This window comes from Sphingomonas pokkalii (genome assembly GCF_003096275.1).
In the GTDB taxonomy this organism is placed as follows: domain Bacteria; phylum Pseudomonadota; class Alphaproteobacteria; order Sphingomonadales; family Sphingomonadaceae; genus Sphingomonas; species Sphingomonas pokkalii.
In genome coordinates, this window is record NZ_QENQ01000001.1 from 709,562 (window position 1) to 726,950 (window position 17,389).

Sequence of the window (17,389 nt, forward strand, 5' to 3'; positions counted from 1 at the left end):
CTGAATTCAATCTCTCCGCATTCGCCCGAAGGGCGGCGGCTTCGGACGGGCGGGGGGATTCCGCGGCGGTTGCAGGATCTTGGCATCACCGACCGGATGGTGGAAATCACCAAGCGGATTGCGCTGGGGACCTTCAACGAAGGATTCACCTATGCCGGTAACCTGGCCTATCTCTCGCTGGTAACGCTGTTTCCGTTTTTCATCGTGGCAACCGCGCTGGCAAGCCTGGTCGGCCGCACCGGCGCCGGTATCCATGCGCTGGAAGCATTTTTGCAGACCGTGCCGAGCGACGTCGCGGCGTTGTTGCGCCAGCCGGTGATCGAGGTGCTGAACAGCCGCACCGGCGGGCTGTTGTGGCTGGGCGCGGTCGTCGGATTGTGGACGACCGCGGGCTTCATCGAAACGATCCGCGGCATCCTGCGCCAGGCCTATGGCGTGCATTCGAACACGCCCTTCTGGCGCTATCGGCTCGCATCGATCGGCATGATCGTGGCGGCGGTGGTGATGGTGATGATGGCTTTTACCTTCCAGGTTATCCTGACCGGGGTCGAACAGTTTCTGTACCGCATCCTGCCCTGGGCAACGGAGGCGCAGCGCTTTGCCGCTGCCGGCCGCGCCCTGCCGGGGCTGGCGCTGTTCGGCGCGCTCTATGTGCTCTTCTACGCGTTGACGCCGGCGCAATATCGCGCGCGCTGTTACCCGAAATGGCCCGGAGCGCTGTTCACCACCCTGTGGTGGCTCAGTGTCACGGGCGGCTTGCCCTGGGTGCTGGCCGCACTCGGCGGATATGGCGCCACCTATGGCAGCCTTGCGGGCGTGATGGTCGCGCTGATCTTCTTCTTCCTGGTGGGCCTCGGCCTCGTCGTAGGGGCGGAGCTCAACGCCGCTCTGGCGGAAATGCCCGAAGCCGGTCTAGAGGGGGATCAAGCACAGGAGATTCAGAAGACGTGACCGGATTGATGCAAGGGAAGCGCGGGCTCATCATGGGCCTCGCCAACGACAAATCACTGGCATGGGGAATCGCCAAGGCACTGCACGCCCAGGGTGCGGAGCTGGCCTTTTCCTATCAGGGGGACGCGCTGCTCAAGCGGGTGAAGCCGCTGGCCGAGCAGGTCGGCTCCGATTTCCTCATCGATTGCGACGTGGCCGACATGGCCGCGCTCGACACCACCTTCGAGACGCTGGCGGCGCGCTGGCCGACGATCGATTTCGTCGTCCACGCGATCGGCTTCTCGGACAAGAACCAGCTGCGCGGGCGCTATTACGACACGACGCTCGACAACTTCCTGATGACGATGAACATCTCGGTGTTCAGCTTCACCGCGGTGGCGCAGCGCGCGCAGAAGATGATGCCGAACGGCGGCAGCCTGCTGACGCTGAGCTATTACGGCGCCGAGAAGGTGGTGCCGCATTACAACGTGATGGGCGTCGCCAAGTCGGCGCTCGAGACCTCGGTCAAGTATCTCGCGATGGACATGGGGCCGGAGAATATCCGCGTCAACGCGATCTCGGCGGGCCCGATCCAGACGCTGGCGGCGCGCGGCATCGGCGACTTCAACTACATCCTCAAGTGGAACCAGCTGAACTCGCCGCTCCGCCGCAACGTCACGATCGAGGATGTCGGCGGCGCCGGCCTCTATCTGCTCTCGGACCTCGCCTCGGGCGTGACCGGGGAGATCCACCATGTCGACGCCGGCTACAACGTCATCGGCATGAAGGCCGAGGACGCGCCGGACATCGCGCTGGCCTGAGCCCTCGGGTGCCCGGTCCGGCGCGTTGGCCGCGCCGGGCCGGGCCCTGCCGGTTGGTGACCGACGACGGAACGACGTCGGGCCAGTGCCACCCGGCGAAGCCGCCCGGTTCTTTTCCGCCGTGGCCGATGCGTCGTCCTCGGCCGAGCCTCATCGTCAATCGCCCAGCACGACACGATTATTGTGCCGTGTAACTTCCGCGACCCTGTCGGGCAGCGCGACCTCGACGGTGAGCGATGCGAGATCGGGCGTCGGATGGAGCCGGACCTTCACGGTCGCGGTCCGTGGCTTCAGATCGCTCGGCGCTTCCAGCGCCGGGATCGCCGCCCGCCCGAGTACGCCCTTGGCCCCTCGGACCGTGATGGTGCCTCGGGGGGTGGGGGATTGGCCCAGGCTGTGCACCGTGGCGATCAACCACCGGCCTTGAAGCGTGATGTCGTCACGACCGATGCCGAGATCGGGACGGCGCTCGACGGGATCGCCGGCTGCTTCGAGCGTGAACGCGTAGCGGCTGGCGCCCGGCGCGAAGCGGATCGGCACGTCGCTGGAGCGGCCGAGCGGGAGCGTGGTGACGCTGCCGTCCGGCGCGCGCATCGTCCAGCGGCCTGGGGTGACGTTCCACGTCGTCATCACCGCATCCCGCGTCGCGGTGCCGGTATTGAAGGCCTCGACTGCAAAGGCGGTGGGGCTGGCACCGGGTACCAGCAGCGCCACCTGTTCGGCCGCATCGTCGTCCGCGAACCGCCAGCTGACGGTGTGGCCGGGATAGGTCTGGTTGCGGCGGAGCGCGATGCCGCCCAGCCGTTCGCGTTGGAGCCACTGTGTCTCGCTCTCGACGCGATCGCTCCACCAATGGCCCTCGGTCATCATGTAGAGGCGGGCCGATTTCTCCCGAATCGCCGCCTCGTGCAGCGGCACCAGGGGGGCGGGGTCGCCGCTGGTCGTCCAGGCGGCGATGCGCGCCGCCTCGCCATTGCCCTGGATTGGGACCATCGCCCGCGTCTCGGGCAACAGCGCGCCATTTTCGTTGATTTCGCTCACGGCCTGCGGCCGCGCCTGAAGCGGGCGGAGATAGCGCGCATCGCCCGTGAAGCGCCACGCCGCCCAGGCGGTCTGCAACGGCACGCTCACGCCGCCGCCATCGCCCGCGCGGGTGGCATCGGTGCGCCAGTTGATCTCGTTCGGGAAGCGCCAGCGGCCGTCTTCCGCCGGCGTGCCATGGGCGAGCCAGCCGTCCGCCAGTCCGGTGACCAGCCCGCGCGCCTGGGGAGCGCCGTTGAACACGCCGAGCAGGATCGGCGCGTGCAGGACCACATAGCTATAGGGTTTCTGCCATTCGAACGCGCCTTCGCGATAGATTTTGCGCGCGCCGTACCAGTTGCTGGCGAAGTGAAGATGTCCCGCCGGGTTGCGCAGGATGACCTTGCCGAGCGCGCGCGTGGTGGCGAACAGCCGTTCCATCGTCTTCGGTTCGCCCCAGTTGAGATAGAGCCGTGCCGCGTCGGCGTTCAGCCCTTCCTCATAGGCGTGGAGTTCATCGGTGGTGATGGTGCCCAGCCCGTCCTCGATCATGCCGTTGCGATAGGCGGCGTCGTCGAGCGCGCGCAGCGAGGCGTTCACCTTGTCCGGGATCACGCCCATCAGCGCCAGGCCCGGCCATTGCTGCACCAGATCGGAATCATCGCTGATCCCGCCGCCGAAATCGCCATACGGTACCTGGCGCTTGTCGATCCACCATTCGACGAAGCGGCGGGTGAGCCGCAGATCCTGCAGTTGCCGGGCCGCCCAGGCGGGCACGCCGGCGGGAATGGGGGGAAGCGCCTCGGCGGGCATGTTCTCCGGGCGATAGTCGATATCGGCCCAATAGGCGCGCATCTCCTTGTGCTCGGGATCGACGCGGAGCAGATCGCTGGCGTCGGCGCGCACCCGGCGATAGAGCGCGGCGCGCTCGGACGCGGTGTGTTCCTCGACCAGGAAGCCCCAATTGTCCTTCACCTGGTGGAAGCGATCGGCGACATGTTCGGCCACCGCCTCGGCGCGGGGCTTGAAGACCAGGCGGATCTCGGTCCCGTCGAGCGAATCCGCATCGAAATCGGCCGCGGCGGCGGCGATCGTCAGGAACAGGCTGTCGTCGCTGAGGATGCGGTCGCGCAGATCCAGCCACAGCGTCCGTGCCTCGCCGGGGCGTACCGATACCGACAGATCGAGCATGTCGCGCTGCGGCCAGATCGGATCGTGGACGCGGATGTTGAGCGGGATCAGCCCTTCGGCATTGGGCGTGGCCTTCAGTGCCGGCAGGTCGATCGCGATGCCGTCCAACCCGTCATGCAGATTGCGCCAGCCATAGTTGAAGGCGCGGGCAAGCGGCTGGTCGGGCGGGGCCTGGTTCAGGTTCGAGGGGATCAGGATATGGACGATCGGGCGGGCATTGGCCGGCCGCACGGCGGCGCCGCTGTCGCCCGCCGCCCCGGCGCCCACCGCGGCGCGCACGCCGGAACGGGGCATCGCAAGGACGGTGCTGCGCTCCTCGGGCGCGAAGCGGCCGGCAATGTATCGGTTCAGCCCGTCCAGGGCGGCCAGGTTGGCCGCCGCCTTGGCGTTTACCCGGTAGCGGAGCTTGAAGCTGCCTTCCGGTTCCGGCCCGCCATCGATCCGATAGGCCCAGAACTCCTGGATCGGCTGTTCCTGCATCCTATTGGTGAAGCGCAGCACGCCCCCCCTGTGCAGGGGCAGTGCATCGACCGAGCGGACCACGCCTTGCGGCCGATCCGCCAGCGTCGCGAAGTGCGCGCCATCGGCTGACCAGGCGAGCCCGCCATAGGCGGCGCCACGGATCTCGACGCGGTTGAACGCCTCGTCCGCCGGGACGGTGAGCGTATAGGCCTTGCCGCCTTCGACATAGGTGTTCCAATCCGGCAGTTCGAAATAATCGCTGCGGCCGGCCAGGCGCGAGCGGTTATAGACGCCGGGCCAGGTCGTCTCGGCGATACCGTCGACGCCCTTCCACATCCATTGCTTCAGATCGCGGGCATCGGCGAACTCCACCTTGCGCACCCGCGTGACCCGATCGGCGAGCGGGGGCGGCGCGCCCCGGTCCCAGCCATAGCGATGCAGCCAAGCGGCGCGCTCCGCGGCGGCGTCGCGCGGCGGCGGCGCGCCCGGCAGGCTGCGGGCGGCCAGCGCCGCGACATCGGCCGCGGCCAGCATCCGATCATAGACGCGGATCTCGTCCAGATCGCTGCCGCGCATGAAGTTGTAGCGGCTCTGCACCTGATGCGGGCTGATGACCCGGCCGGCCATGCCGAACTGATCGAGCCCGGAATCGAGATCGGCCTTCTGGTCGCGGCGCGCCACTTCGCGGCCGTTGAGGAACAGGCGGACGCCCAAGGTCTCGTCCCAGGCGAAGGCGAGGTGCTGCCATTCCGCCGCGGTCGGCACCCGATCGAGCCGGAAGGAGACGCGGAGGCGCGACAGATTCGCATCGGTCACGAAGGCATCGAAGCCATGGCCGTTCCAGTCGATCCGCAGGAACGCCATGTCCCAGCTGCTATGATCGGCGAATCCGGCGCGGAAGATGACGAAGGGCGCTTCGCCCGGCGGCGTTCGTGCCCGCCAGAAGAAGGCGAGCGTGCCCCGCGCGGCGTGCATGTTGCCGGGGGCGTTCCAGGCGACATAGCCTTGATCGTCCCAGCGCGCGGCGCCGCCGATCGCGCCGTCCGGCACGATCGTGACGCCCGATCGGAAATTGGGGACGGGATCGCCTTGGGCGCGATCGGCCGTCAGCCCGGTATCTGCGGAAAGATGGAACAGCAGGCCGTCCTCGGGCGCGGTCTGCGCCAGGGCGGGCGCCGCCGCCAGCAGCCATGCCGAAATCCCCACCAGCCGCATCTCGCCCTCCCAAGCCGTTATTTTATCCCCGATCCGCGCACGCCGACGCCGAAAGGTGGCTTGGTGACACCGGTAGCAATTTCAGATCGGCCTGCCAATGGCCGTCGGCGCGTTCAGCGGCTGCTGCCGCGCAACGCCGCTTCGGCAAGTCGCCGGCTGACGAGATCGGCCGAACTGTCCGCACCAGCCGCGCCCCAGGCAAAGGCAGGCTTGGCGCCGTGCAGCTCGCCATGGATGCGGCGGGCAAGCCGTTCCAGTTCGGCGGGCGTGGGATCGCGGCCTTCGGCGATACAGGCAATCGCTTCGGGTGCGATCATCGTTGGAATCGAGTGCATTCGCGCCTCCCGCTATCGCCCGCAAGCTAGGGAGGATCGGATGCGGAAAAACCCCCGCCCGGCCGATTCTGCGACGAAATGCACGCCGACGCGCCGAAACCATGGGCGCAGGGAAGGGGTCTATCGGTAAACGTCTCCAGGCGTTCGCTGGGCGCCCCGGCGCGTGGCTCGGAAGCGGCCATTGCCCTGCCGGGCGATGGCCCGCCGATGGCTATGGGGTCACGCCCTGGTTGAGGCGCGGGAAGCAGCCGCGCGCTTCGACATCGCCGGCCAGCCCCGGCACCAGGCCCGCGATCGGCGAAGCCAGGGCATAACGCAGCGTCACCTGGGCGTTGCCGGCATTGCCGTCGCACAGCGTGATTGCCGTATAGCCCACCTGTTGCGGATCGAGCTTCAGGCCCCAACCCGCTGCCCGGCTGGTGGCGAAGCTGCGGATGTCGGCCGCCGTCTTGCACTGGCCCTCGAGCGATGCGCAGCGCGCGGCGCCATAGGCGACTTCGGTCAGCACCTGCTTCGCCCAGAGCATCCGGCCGATTTCGATCATCCCGCACAGCAGCAGCAGGAACACGGGGGCGAGCAATGCGAATTCGACCGCGGTCGCGCCGCGGCGATCGCTGGCGAGGCGGGGCGTGCTCATTCCACCCGCACCGTGATCGATTGCGTGATCGGCGTGCCGTTGAGCACGCCGTTCGGCAGCACCATCGCCCGATAGGGGGTGGTGGCGGTGATCTGCAGATAATAGCCCGCTGTCGCGCCGGCGGTACTGCCGCTGCCGCAGCCGGCGCCGCAGGTGGCGCCGATGAAGCTGCCGGTTCTGGTGAGGCAGGCGCAGCTGCGGGCGCTGTTGGCGCAACGCATGCTGCCGTTGCAGCGCACCGATACCTGGAGCCCGGGCATCCGCGCGGCCCTTTGCACATAGCCCGGAAGATCGGTGAACGGGATGCTGGTGCGGGCGCCGAAGGCCGATAGCGAGGCGGCCGAAACCGCGCTGCCGATCTGGCTGCGCTGGACGAAATAGGCGCCGAAATCGAGCGCGAGCAGCATCACCGCGAAGAAGAACGTCGTCAGCAGGGCGAACTCGATCGTCGCGACGCCGCGCCGGTCGCGCAGCACGGGTCGCCGCCGGCCGCTCATCGTACCAGCCCGATATCGCTGCCGACTCCGCCGCTGCCGGCGATGCTGGTGCAGGGAGAGCCTGCCGCCGCGCCACCGCTGGCGGTGATTGATCGGGCGATCAGCACGAAGCACTGGCCGCCCGACAGGGTGGTGCTGCCGCCGGAGAGCGTGACGTCCGATGCGGGGAGGTGGACGATGCCGGAGAAGATGTTCCTGGCGCCGTCCGCCCAGCTGGTACCGCCGGTCGTGAGGCTGTCGATCAGCAGGTCGGCGATCGCGCCGCCCGCCACGCCGGCAGATGCCGCCAGCAGCTTGTTCTTGGCGCCGCCGCCCAGATTGACCGTGCCGCTCAGCACGAAGCTGACATTGACGCCGGCAAGATCGAAGCCGGACACGTCGACCCCATCGATCATGCTGCCGTAGCGCAGCCCCGTCACGGGCGAGGTGTAGGGCCAGGTGGTGCCGCCGGTGCCGTTCGCCAGATTGCCGGCAATGGTGTAGCGGCCGGGGGAGAACAGCGCCGATCCGGCGATGTGCATGTCGCCGTTGACGAGGTGGTTGGCGGCCCTGCCGAAGACGAGCCGGCTGCCGCCTTCGGTGACGATCGCGCCGTTGGCGCTGAATTCGCCATCGTCCATCAGCATCACGGCGCTGCCGGCCAGATAGAGCGCGCGGCCCGAACCGTCGGGCCCCAGCCGATAGCTGCCGGCACCGGCCGCCAGCGTGGAATTGCCGTCGATCGCAATACCGCTGCGCACGTCGAGATCGCCTGCGCCCATCTTCAGCCAGCCGCCGCCGGCGATGCTGAGCGCGCCAAAGGCATGGGCGCCGGCGCCCAGCGTCAGCGAGGTGCCGCCGCCCAGCGAAAGCGCGCTGTTGATCGTGACCGGGCCGTCGCCGAACGCATTGGTGCCCGCGAAAGTGACGGTGCCGCTGCCGATCGCCAGGCTGCCCTTGCCGAAGGTGACGCCGCTCGATCCGCTGTCGAACCCGCCATTCACCTTCAGGTCGACATCGCCGAACGCCACCGTCGATCCGCCGCCGATCGCGACGCCGTTGGCAACGGTGATCTTCGAACCGCTCTGGAACTGCACGTTCAGCCCGCCGTCGATCGTCAGGCGGCCGATCGTATAGGTCCCGGCGGGGATCACATAGTTGGCGGAATTGCCCCGCCGATAGGGGGCGACGTTGGCGGAAGGGGACCAGCCGATCACCCAATCGGCGCCCGCGGGGGTGGAAGGGTTGGCGATCGTGCGGGGTGCGGTGCTGGTGCCGATCGCCTGGCGGGCGCTCTGCAGATCGGCATTGCTGGCCAGCGGATCGGCGAGCGCGGTGCTGGCCTTGACGATCTTGTCGCTCGCTGGAATGCCGCTGTTCCAGGCGGGGTTCGAGAAGGTGCCGGCATAGCGGAGCAGCGTCGCGCTCAGCGTGCCCCAGTCGTTGGTCACGCTGCCGCTGCCCGATACGATATTCTTCGCGGCGATGCGGGTGCCCAGGTTGCTGATGTCGCCGACCGCGGCGACCGCGCAATCGGAGACCTCGATCGTGGCGCCGCCGCTGGTCGCGATGCCGATGCCGGACGAGCCGAGCGCCAGGAAACAGGGCGGTGCGATGCCCGGCGCGGCGGCCAGCGTGGCATAGGCGGTGGCCGAGACGGTGTAGCTGCCGCGGAACCCGATCGCGGAGGCGATCGCGATCGGCACGGGGGTGGAAATCGTCACCTTCACCGCGCGGCTGCCGCTGGTCGGCATGTCCTGGACCAGGGTGGCGCTCACCGTCGCATCGCCGAGGCCGTTGGCGACGGCCAGATCCTGCGCGGTCGGCAGCAGCACCGCTTCGCTCGAGGCGGCGGCCTTGTAGGCGATGGCCGCGCTGATCGCGGCGGCATCGGCGGTGCGCTGGTTGACGATCCGCTGGCTGTATCCCCGGCCGAGATCGACCGAGAGCGCGCCGATGCCGAGCAAGGTCGTCAGCGCCAGGGCGCCGATCACCGCCACCGTCCCGCGCCGGTTCGCGGCGAGTCGGTTCGGGAATCGATGCGCGGGAAGGGGCGTCTCCGACACCATGGCTCCGGCGCTATCACCAATTCGCTTGCAAATGGTTACGCGGTCCATTCGCAATGCGGCGAGCCGGGCTAGTCGGCAGCGCCTCGCCGGGTTAGGTACGGATACGGCACGCGTGCGGCTCCAGCCTTGCGGGTCGATTGTCCGACCTGCCCGATACCAGACGAGCCTGCCCTTGACCGATCCCTTCCGCTCTGCCGTCGTCGATACCGCCACGGCCTTTCCGATCGCGAGCAGCGATCCCCATGCGGGGGTCGGCTTTTCGGCCGGGCAGGTACGCGGCGCCATCGTTGCCAGCCTTGCCGGCTGCGCGCTGCTGCTCTGGGCGGCCGGACTCGTCGTCGATCCGTTCGCGCGCAGCAATATCCCCTATTATGCGGTGCTGGCGGCGGTACCGCTGATCCGCTTCGCCTGCGCGCGCATCGGCCGGCCGTGGAGCCGGGCGGTTGCCGACGCGACCGAGTATTTCACGCTGTTCACCGCCATGGCGCTGACCGGCGCGCTGTGCAGCTATCCGGTCGCGGCACTGAGCGAGGGCTTTGCCGATGCGACCCTTCAGCAGTTCGATCTGGCGATGCGATTCGACTGGCTGGCCTGGTATCGCCTGGTCGCCGAGCATCGATCGCTGCAGCTGCTGGGCATGGCCGCCTATCAGAGCATTTTTCTGACGCCGGCGCTGCTGCTCGGCTGGTTCGCCTGTACCGGGCAGCGGCGCGAGGCGCACCGCTTCCTGGCGGCCTTCTGGATCGCGGCGATGATCACGCTGACGCTGTTCAGCCAGATGCCGGCGGTAGGGCCGCTTTCCTATCTGTGGAAGGGCCCGATCCCCTATATGCCGCTCAGCGAGCTGTGGCAGCCGGACCTGATCCCCGCGTTGCGCCTGGGCGAGGTGCATGTCGTCGACCTGGGCCAGCTGCGCGGGCTGGTTTCCGCGCCGAGCTTCCACGCCGCCTCGGCCACGCTCTATATCGCCACTGCCTGGCGCTGCGGCCCGCTGCGCTGGCTGCTGATCGCCATCACCAGCGCCATGGTGCTTTCCACGCCGGTGGAGGGTACCCATTATCTGATCGACATGATCCTGGGCGCCGGCGTGGCGATCGTGGGGCTGCGTTGCGCCTCCGCGCTGATCGCCCGTCGCCGCGCATTGCCGTAGCGCGCCCCGCGCCGTAGCAAGGGGCCATGCAGGGCAGGCGACGTATCCTGATCGTCGGGGGAGGAACGGCAGGCTGGCTCACCGCCGCCTATCTCGCCCGCTATCTCGAAATCGCGCAGCAGCCGGCATTCGAGATTCGCGTGCTCGAATCGCCCGAGCTGGGAATCATCGGTGTCGGTGAAGGGGCGTTTCCCACGCTGCGCGCGACGCTGGCGTTCCTGGGTATCGACGAGCGCGCCTTTGTCCGCGCCGCTTCGGCCACGTTCAAGCAGGGCATTCGCTTCGACGACTGGCGCCACGCGCCGCTGCCCGATGGCACGCGCCACCGGTTCCTCCATCCTTTCGAGGCGCCGCTCTATGCCGAGGGTGCGGGGCTGGTGCCCTATTGGCTCCTCCAGCCTGAAGCGACTCGGCCGCCCTTCGCCGCGGCGATGACGATCCAGAACCGAGTGATCGAAGGCGGGCGGGCGCCGAAGCGGGCGGAGGAGGATCCGTTCGGCGGCGCGTTGCCCTATGCCTATCATTTCGATGCGAACCGGCTGGCGGCGCTGTTGCAGGCGCGGGCGATCGAACTGGGCGTCGGCCATATCGAGGGCCGGCTGGTCGGTGTGGAGCCGGATGGCATGGGCGGCATCGCCCGCGTCCTCACCCGCGAGCATGGCGCGCTGGCGGCCGACCTGTATGTCGATTGTTCGGGCTTCGAAGCGGCGCTGATCGGCAAGGCGCTGGGCAGCCCGTTCCATTCCGTGCGGCACGTGCTGTTCGCCGATCGGGCGCTCGCCTGCAAGATTGCCGCCGAGACGCCGGACGGCCCCATCCAGCCCGTTACCATCGCCGCCGCCCATGCCGGGGGCTGGACGTGGGACATCGGGTTGCAGGCCGCGCGCGGCATTGGCTGCGTCTATTCCTCCGCCCATCTGCGCGATGACGATGCGGCGGCGGTGCTGCGCGCGCATATCGGCCATGATCGCTTCTCGGCGCGGACCATTCCGTTCGAGCCGGGCTTTCGACGCGTCCAATGGGTGGCGAACTGCGTGGCGGTGGGGCTGTCGGCCGGCTTTGTCGAGCCACTGGAAGCCACCGGCCTGGTGTTCATCGAGACGGCGGCGGCGATGATCGCCGAACTCTTCCCCCATGCCGGCCCGATCGATGCGCCCGCCGCCCGGTTCAACGCGCGGATGGCGGCGCGCTATCTGCGGATCGTCGATTTCCTGAAGCTGCATTATTGCCTGAGCCGACGCGAAGAGCCGTTCTGGCGCGACAATGCCGATGCGGCGAGCATCCCGGACAGCCTTGCCGCGCTGCTGGAGCAATGGCGCTTTCGCCCGCCCAGCCGGTTCGATTTCGTGATCGACCACGAAAGCTTCGCCTATTTCAACTACCAATATGTCCTTTACGGCATGGGCTTCCACACCGATCTGTCCGCCGGGCGCGCCGCCTTTCCCAACGATGCGGCGGCCGCGCGCCGATTCGCCCGCATCCGCAGTTTCGGCGCGCAGGCCGTGGCGGATCTGCCGGCGCACCGCGACCTGATCCGCCAGCTCGGCGGCTAGGCGGCGGGATCAGGCCGTGGCCAGCCCGTCGTCCAGCGCGTCCAGTTCGCCGGTTTCGCGCGCCCTGCGGCCATAGACCGCCTCGAACAGCGGAGTCGCCATCACCGTGGTGATGATCGCCATCAGCACCAGCATCGAGAACAGCGTGGGGCCGATAATGCCTTTCTGCAGCCCGATGTTGATGATGATGAGCTCCATCAGCCCGCGCGAGTTCATCAGCGCGCCGATGCCGAGCGCGGTGCGGTTATCCTCGCCGGCGATCCGCGCCGCCGCCCAGCAGGCGCCGAACTTGGCGAGGATCGACACCGCCAGGATGCCCAGCGCGATCAGCAGCAGCGCCGGCGAATTGACCATGTCCATCCGCGTGTTCAGCCCCGAATAGGTGAAGAACATCGGCAGCAGCAATACCACCGCCAGCGGCTCCACCTTGCGCTTCAGCTCCGCGACAAAGGTCCCGCGCGGCATGCACACGCCCATCAGGAATCCGCCGAAGATCGCATGGATGCCGATCGCGTCCATGAAGAAGGCGGAAAGGCAGAACAGCATCAGGGTGATCGCGAGTACCGGCGTCGTCATCTCGCCGCGCGTCTCGACCATCCGGCCAAGCGGCGCCAGCAGCCGGCGGCCGAAGACCAGCATGAAGCTGGCGTAGAGGAGCGCGCCGCCGATCGCGAGCACCGCCACGCCCGCACCTGCGCCGAACGTCGCCAGTACCAGCGCCAGCACGCACCAGGAGGCGGCGTCGTCAAAGGCCCCGGCGGTCAGCGAAAGCGTGCCCAGCGCCGAATTGGCGAGGCCGCGTTCGTTGATGATCCGGGCGAGCATCGGGAAAGCGGTGAGCGCGATGCAGGCGCCCAGGAACAGCGTGGCATTGGCCTGGCTGATCCCGGGCGTGAACAGCCCCGGTACCGTGAGCAGACCGGGGGTTATCAGCGCCGCCAGCAGGAACGGGGCGGCGATGCCGGCCGCGGAAACCCCCGCCGCGCTTTTCGCCTTGGACTGGAAGTGATCGAGCCGCAGCGTGAGCCCGACCATGAACATGTACAGCCCGACGCCGAGCTGCGCGCCGGCATAGAGCACGTTGCGCGTTTCCTTGGGAAAGATCGCGAGCTGGAGATCGGGGAAGAAAAGCCCGAACAGCGAGGGGCCGAGCACCACCCCGGCGATCATTTCGCCCACCACCTGTGGCTGCCGCAGCAGCTTCTGCCCCAGCCAGCCGACCACGCGGCAGGCGAGCAGGATGATGGCGAGCTGCAGGAAGAAATGGATGCTGTAGTCGCCGGGCGCATAGCTTTTCGCGGCGTGCACGGCCGGCCCGTGCGGGTTCAGGACGTCGGTGAGCGCGTGCCACGCGCCGGCAAGCAGTTCATGCATTCGATTCGGATCCCCTCGCGTGCCGGCATCTGCTGCGCTGTCACGCATGCCTAAGGAACCGTTCCGGCACGATCGGGCAAGGGGCGATCGATGCACGCCCCGCCGATTTCTTCGTGACCTGCCGGGAGTGTTGCCGCGCTTCCACAGCATAGGTACGTACCTACACTATTAGCGCTACCAGCATCGGGGAGAGACGGTGCCATGAAGGTGATCACCAGCCGCGAATTCAACCAGGATGTCAGCGCCGCGAAGCGATTCGCGCGCACCGAGCCGGTGTTCATCACCGATCGCGGCCGGCCGACCCATGTGCTGATGAGCATCGCCAGCTTCCGTGCCGTCGCCGGCCAGCGTGAAAGCATCGTCGATGCGCTGGCCGCGCCGATGCCGTTCGACACCCCCCTCGTCGACGAACGCTGGTAATGTACCTGCTCGACACGCCCGTGTTGCTGGAGCTGCGCAACGCCAAGGCCGGACGGGCCGACCCGCGGCTGGCGGCCTGGGCAGCGGGGGTGCCGCGCGAGCAGCTGTTCGTCTCGGTGCTGGTGCTGGCGGAGATCGAGGCGCTGGCCGCCGCCGCCGAATCGTCGCGGGGGGAGGGTGCCAAGGCGCTGCGACACTGGATCGACACGCAGCTCGTGCCGGCGTTCGAGGGGCATTTCCTGCCGGTCGACCTCGCGGTCGCGCGGCGGCGGGGGCAGGTCCCGATCGCGAGCACCCGCCATGCGCTGGTCGCGGCGACCGCGCTCGACCAGGGGCTGACGCTGGTGACGTTCGAGCCTGCCGCCTATCGCGGCGCGCGGATCAAGCTGTTCGATCCCCGCCGCTACGACCCCGCCGAAGTCGAGCAGGACGCGGGCGACTGGCGGGCAGCGACGAAGGGCGGCCCGGCCTGGTTGCGGAATCTGTTCATTCGCGGGTGAGTTCGGCACGATCTTCTGCAATAGATTGGATCCAATCAAGCGCAGGAGAGAGCATGACACGCGAATCGCCCCCGACTCTGGCCTTTCTTTGCGGGCTGCTGAGCGACGCGCGGGTGTGGGAGCCGGTGGCCGAGCGGCTGCCGAAGGGCCTGCCGGCGCGGATCTTCGCCTTTCCCGGCCATGATATGCTGGCGACGATGGCTGCGGCGGTGCTGCGCGAGACCGAGGGGCCGCTGGTGCTGATCGGCCATTCGATGGGCGGGCGCGTCGCGCTGGAGGCGGTGCGGCAGGCGCCGGCGCGGATCGCCGGCCTCGTCCTCGCCAATACCGGCGTTCACCCGCCTGCCCCGGGTGAGCGCGAGGGGCGGCAGCGCCTGATCGATATCGCGCGATCGCAGGGCATGGCGGCGCTGGCCGAAGCATGGCTGCCGCCGATGATGGGGGCAGCACCCGATCGGATCGAAGCACTGATGCCGTCCCTGCGCGAAATGGTGGCCGGCTATACGCTTCAGGCCTATCTCGGCCAGATCGAGGCGTTGCTGGGCCGCGCCGATGCCGGGCCGGTACTGGCGGGCTATGCCGGGCCGGTCCTGCTGACCTCCGCCGATCATGATCGCTGGTCGCCGCCGGCGCAGCACGAAGCGATGCACGATCTGGCGCCGCACGCCACGCTCAGCATCGTGGCCGGTGCCGGTCATATGATGCCGATGGAAGCGCCGGAGGCGGTGGCCGCGGCCATTGCCGACTGGCTGCGCGGCGCGGGACTGGCGGAGGCGGGTTGAGCCGCCCCCGCCGCCGGGATCACCAGTTCACGCCGAGCCGGGCATAGAGATAGCGCCCGTTGAAGCCGAACGGCGAGTAGAAGGGGAAGCCGACCACCCCGGTCGAATTGTTCGCCGGGATGGTGCGATCGGGATAGATATCGAACAGGTTGCTGGCGCCGATCGCGATCTGGGCGCCCTTGCGCGGCTGATAGCCCAGCTCCAGGTCGCTGATCAGATGCTGGCCGGTGTGGATGTCCGCCGCCGCGCTGGTGCCCGGCTGGTTGACGTCGCCATAATAGGTGCCGCGCACGGTCACGCCGATCGGCCCCTTGCTCCAGTCGATCGTGCCGGTCACCTTCTCGCCTGGCGTGCCCTGTTCGATGGTCAGCACGCGGCTGCGCGCGAACAGCACCGGCGCCGGGTTCACCGTGGCGGTGTTGGTCGGCACGCGGGTGACGACGATGTCGTTGACGTTGCCGGCCAGGGTGAAATCGAACGCGCCGGCGGCATCGCTCGGCGTCCCCAGCCGATAATGCAGCACCGCGTCGATACCGCGCGTGCGCGAGCGCAGGCCATTGATGAAGAAGCGGGCCGAGGGCACGTTGAACGGCGCCAGGATCGCCGCGACCTGCGGGCTGAAGGTCGACTGGATATTTTCGGAAAGCGCCAGCTGGTCGCGCAACCGGATCTCATAGGCGTCGACGCTCAGGTCGAAGCCGCCGGCACGCAGCACGGTGCCGATCGACAGGTTGGTCGACTTCTCCGGCTGGAGCGGCTTGCCGCCCAGCGCCGCCGCGACCGGTGCCGTGGAGGGGAAGGTGCCGGTGAGGATCGGCGTGCCGTTCTGGATAACCTGTGCGACCGAGGTGAAATATTGCTGCTGCAGGCTCGGCGCGCGGAAGCCGGTGGAGACGGTGCCGCGCAGCGCGAACCACGGCGCCACGTCGTAGCGGGCCGAGACCTTGCCGTTGGCGGTGTCGCCGAAATCCGAATAATGCTCGCCGCGCACCGCCACGTCGATCAGCAGCGCCTGCGTCACCTGCGCCTCGAGATCGAGATAGCCGGAGACGCTGCGGCGCGAGCGTTCGATGGCGTTGACGGGTGCGAACCCGCCAAAGCCCTGGGCACCGGCTGCAAGGCCGTTGCGCGGCTCCGGCGCGTCATAGGAAGCCGGTTCGCCCGCCGTGATCTTATAGCCCTCGCGCCGTCCCTCGGCACCGAAGGCGAGGTTCAGCGACTGGAACAGGTCGAAGGTGCGCCGCACGTCGAGATTCGCCACCCACTGGTCGAAGATCAGCGCGCCATCGTAGAAATTCTTCTGGGTTGCCGCGCCATAGGCGTAGTTGGCCGAATTCTGCGTGCGGTACGCGATCTTGTTGCGGCCATAGCCGACATGCAGGTCGATGCCCCAGGCGCCGACATCGCCCTTGATCCCGACGGTGCCGACGGCATTGGTCGACTTGGTGTTGATGATCGGCAGGAAGCCGTTGGGATAGACGGATTGGACGGCGGCCGGAATCTGGCTTGCCAGCCGTGGGAAGGCGGCGCTGCGCGTGTCGCGATCCTGGTAGCTCGCCCAGCCATAAAGCTTCCAGCCATCGGCGATGCTGGCGCCCGCATTGATCGTGCCGGTATATTGCTCCACCTGCGGATCGCCGAAGCGGCCGGTGACGCGGCTGGGCGTGACGCGGGGATCGAAATCGGCGCGGTTGGTCGGCTTGCGGTTCACATATTCGCCGGTGATCGTCACGAAGCCGTCGCTGCCGAAGCCGAAGCCCTGCCAGGCGGAGGCGGTGAACACCGGCTCGCCGGTCGTGCTGCGGCTGCCGCGGGCGGTGTCGATGTCGGTACGATAGATCCCATAGGTTGCCGATGCGGCGCCGCCCGAGCGCGCCTCGCGCAGCCGCAGGTTGATGACGCCGGCGATCGCATCCGATCCATATTGGGCCGAGGCGCCGTCGCGCAGCACTTCGATCCGCTCCAGCGCCGCGGTGGGAATGGTGTTGAGATCCACCGCTGCCGAGCCGCGTCCGACCGAGCCGTTGATGTTGAGCAGGGCCGAGCTGTTCACGCGCCCGCCATTGACCAGTACCAGCACCTGATCGGGCGAAAGCCCGCGCAGCGTCGCCGGGCGGATCGCGTCGGTGCCGTCGGTGGCGGAGGGGCGGGGGAAGTCGATCGAGGGCGCGACCGCGGCCAGCGCCGCGCCCAGTTCGGTGGTTCCCTGGCGGGTGAGCGTCTGGTTGCTCAGCACATCGACCGGCGAGGCGGTGTCGAGCCGGGAGCGGCCTTCGCTGCGGGTGCCGGTGACGACGATCTCTTCCTGGCCGTCGTCGGCAACGGCGGCGGGAGCGTCGCTTCTGCCGGCCTGCGCCTGGGCATGGCCGGCGGCAAGCGCGCTGGCGGAAGCTGCAATCAGCAGCACATTGCGGAACGAACGCATGGTCAACCCCTTTTCAAACCTGTTCAAAA

Annotated in this window: 14 protein-coding genes; 7 read left to right on the top strand and 7 right to left on the bottom strand. The window is 68.3% G+C overall.

The window, feature by feature from the left end:
- On the top strand, positions 1-951 hold the full coding sequence (locus tag DD559_RS03365; RefSeq protein WP_438270415.1) for a YihY/virulence factor BrkB family protein: 951 nt from the start codon (positions 1-3) through the stop codon (positions 949-951).
- Positions 948-1,751 carry an enoyl-ACP reductase FabI gene (fabI, locus tag DD559_RS03370; protein ID WP_116467942.1) on the top strand — a complete coding sequence of 268 codons (804 nt, stop codon included), beginning with the start codon at positions 948-950 and terminating at the stop codon, positions 1,749-1,751. The genes DD559_RS03365 and fabI overlap by 4 nt, the downstream gene beginning before the upstream one ends.
- A gap of 156 nt (positions 1,752-1,907) precedes the next feature.
- On the opposite strand, the gene DD559_RS03375 is transcribed toward fabI, so the two are convergent.
- From DD559_RS03375 to DD559_RS03395, 5 genes are all read right to left on the bottom strand, one after another.
- Positions 1,908-5,639 carry a LamG-like jellyroll fold domain-containing protein gene (locus DD559_RS03375; protein WP_116467943.1) on the bottom strand — a complete coding sequence of 1,244 codons (3,732 nt, stop codon included), beginning with the start codon at positions 5,637-5,639 and terminating at the stop codon, positions 1,908-1,910.
- A gap of 113 nt (positions 5,640-5,752) precedes the next feature.
- Positions 5,753-5,974 carry a hypothetical protein gene (locus tag DD559_RS03380; protein ID WP_116467944.1) on the bottom strand — a complete coding sequence of 74 codons (222 nt, stop codon included), beginning with the start codon at positions 5,972-5,974 and terminating at the stop codon, positions 5,753-5,755.
- A 211-nt stretch (positions 5,975-6,185) separates the two neighbouring features.
- Positions 6,186-6,611, bottom strand: coding sequence for a TadE/TadG family type IV pilus assembly protein (locus tag DD559_RS03385; protein ID WP_116467945.1), 426 nt, complete (start codon positions 6,609-6,611; stop codon positions 6,186-6,188).
- Positions 6,608-7,108 (bottom strand): TadE family protein, encoded by a 501-nt coding sequence (locus DD559_RS03390; protein WP_116467946.1) that lies wholly within the window; start codon positions 7,106-7,108, stop codon positions 6,608-6,610. Before DD559_RS03390 ends, DD559_RS03385 begins: the two co-directional genes overlap by 4 nt.
- Complete coding sequence (locus DD559_RS03395) at positions 7,105-9,156, bottom strand: pilus assembly protein TadG-related protein (RefSeq protein WP_116467947.1); 2,052 nt, start codon at positions 9,154-9,156, stop codon at positions 7,105-7,107. Before DD559_RS03395 ends, DD559_RS03390 begins: the two co-directional genes overlap by 4 nt.
- Before the next feature lie 172 nt (positions 9,157-9,328).
- On the opposite strand from DD559_RS03395, the gene DD559_RS03400 reads away from it, so the two are divergent.
- Positions 9,329-10,306 (top strand): phosphatase PAP2 family protein, encoded by a 978-nt coding sequence (locus DD559_RS03400; protein ID WP_116467948.1) that lies wholly within the window; start codon positions 9,329-9,331, stop codon positions 10,304-10,306.
- A 26-nt stretch (positions 10,307-10,332) separates the two neighbouring features.
- Positions 10,333-11,859 carry a tryptophan halogenase family protein gene (locus DD559_RS03405; RefSeq protein WP_116467949.1) on the top strand — a complete coding sequence of 509 codons (1,527 nt, stop codon included), beginning with the start codon at positions 10,333-10,335 and terminating at the stop codon, positions 11,857-11,859.
- A 9-nt stretch (positions 11,860-11,868) separates the two neighbouring features.
- On the opposite strand, the gene DD559_RS03410 is transcribed toward DD559_RS03405, so the two are convergent.
- Complete coding sequence (locus DD559_RS03410; RefSeq protein WP_116467950.1) at positions 11,869-13,233, bottom strand: cation:proton antiporter; 1,365 nt, start codon at positions 13,231-13,233, stop codon at positions 11,869-11,871.
- A 201-nt stretch (positions 13,234-13,434) separates the two neighbouring features.
- Here DD559_RS03410 and DD559_RS03415 point away from each other — a divergent pair, with 201 nt between their 5' ends.
- The 3 genes from DD559_RS03415 to DD559_RS03425 are packed head-to-tail and all read left to right on the top strand — an operon-like array spanning position 13,435 to position 14,935.
- On the top strand, positions 13,435-13,653 hold the full coding sequence (locus tag DD559_RS03415) for a type II toxin-antitoxin system prevent-host-death family antitoxin (protein WP_116467951.1): 219 nt from the start codon (positions 13,435-13,437) through the stop codon (positions 13,651-13,653).
- The gene (locus DD559_RS03420) at positions 13,653-14,153 is read left to right on the top strand and encodes a PIN domain-containing protein (RefSeq protein WP_116467952.1); all 501 of its coding nucleotides are present in this window, start codon (positions 13,653-13,655) and stop codon (positions 14,151-14,153) included. The genes DD559_RS03415 and DD559_RS03420 overlap by 1 nt, the downstream gene beginning before the upstream one ends.
- A gap of 53 nt (positions 14,154-14,206) precedes the next feature.
- Entirely contained in the window at positions 14,207-14,935 is a 729-nt protein-coding gene (locus tag DD559_RS03425; RefSeq protein ID WP_116467953.1) for an alpha/beta fold hydrolase, read from the top strand.
- 19 nt (positions 14,936-14,954) lie between these two features.
- On the opposite strand, the gene DD559_RS03430 is transcribed toward DD559_RS03425, so the two are convergent.
- On the bottom strand, positions 14,955-17,360 hold the full coding sequence (locus tag DD559_RS03430; RefSeq protein WP_116467954.1) for a TonB-dependent receptor plug domain-containing protein: 2,406 nt from the start codon (positions 17,358-17,360) through the stop codon (positions 14,955-14,957).
- Between the last annotated feature and the right edge of the window lie 29 nt (positions 17,361-17,389).

Excerpts from the sequence above, each read along its gene's own strand:
- DD559_RS03375 (WP_116467943.1), bottom strand. The coding sequence starts at position 5,639 with ATGCGGCTGGTGGGGATTTCGGCATGGCTGCTGGCGGCGGCGCCCGCC.
- DD559_RS03380 (WP_116467944.1), bottom strand. The coding sequence starts at position 5,974 with ATGCACTCGATTCCAACGATGATCGCACCCGAAGCGATTGCCTGTATC.
- DD559_RS03385 (WP_116467945.1), bottom strand. The coding sequence starts at position 6,611 with ATGAGCACGCCCCGCCTCGCCAGCGATCGCCGCGGCGCGACCGCGGTC.
- DD559_RS03390 (WP_116467946.1), bottom strand. The coding sequence starts at position 7,108 with ATGAGCGGCCGGCGGCGACCCGTGCTGCGCGACCGGCGCGGCGTCGCG.
- DD559_RS03395 (WP_116467947.1), bottom strand. The coding sequence starts at position 9,156 with ATGGTGTCGGAGACGCCCCTTCCCGCGCATCGATTCCCGAACCGACTC.
- DD559_RS03405 (WP_116467949.1), top strand. The coding sequence starts at position 10,333 with ATGCAGGGCAGGCGACGTATCCTGATCGTCGGGGGAGGAACGGCAGGC.
- DD559_RS03410 (WP_116467950.1), bottom strand. The coding sequence starts at position 13,233 with ATGCATGAACTGCTTGCCGGCGCGTGGCACGCGCTCACCGACGTCCTG.
- DD559_RS03415 (WP_116467951.1), top strand. The coding sequence starts at position 13,435 with ATGAAGGTGATCACCAGCCGCGAATTCAACCAGGATGTCAGCGCCGCG.
- DD559_RS03420 (WP_116467952.1), top strand. The coding sequence starts at position 13,653 with ATGTACCTGCTCGACACGCCCGTGTTGCTGGAGCTGCGCAACGCCAAG.
- DD559_RS03425 (WP_116467953.1), top strand. The coding sequence starts at position 14,207 with ATGACACGCGAATCGCCCCCGACTCTGGCCTTTCTTTGCGGGCTGCTG.
- DD559_RS03430 (WP_116467954.1), bottom strand. The coding sequence starts at position 17,360 with ATGCGTTCGTTCCGCAATGTGCTGCTGATTGCAGCTTCCGCCAGCGCG.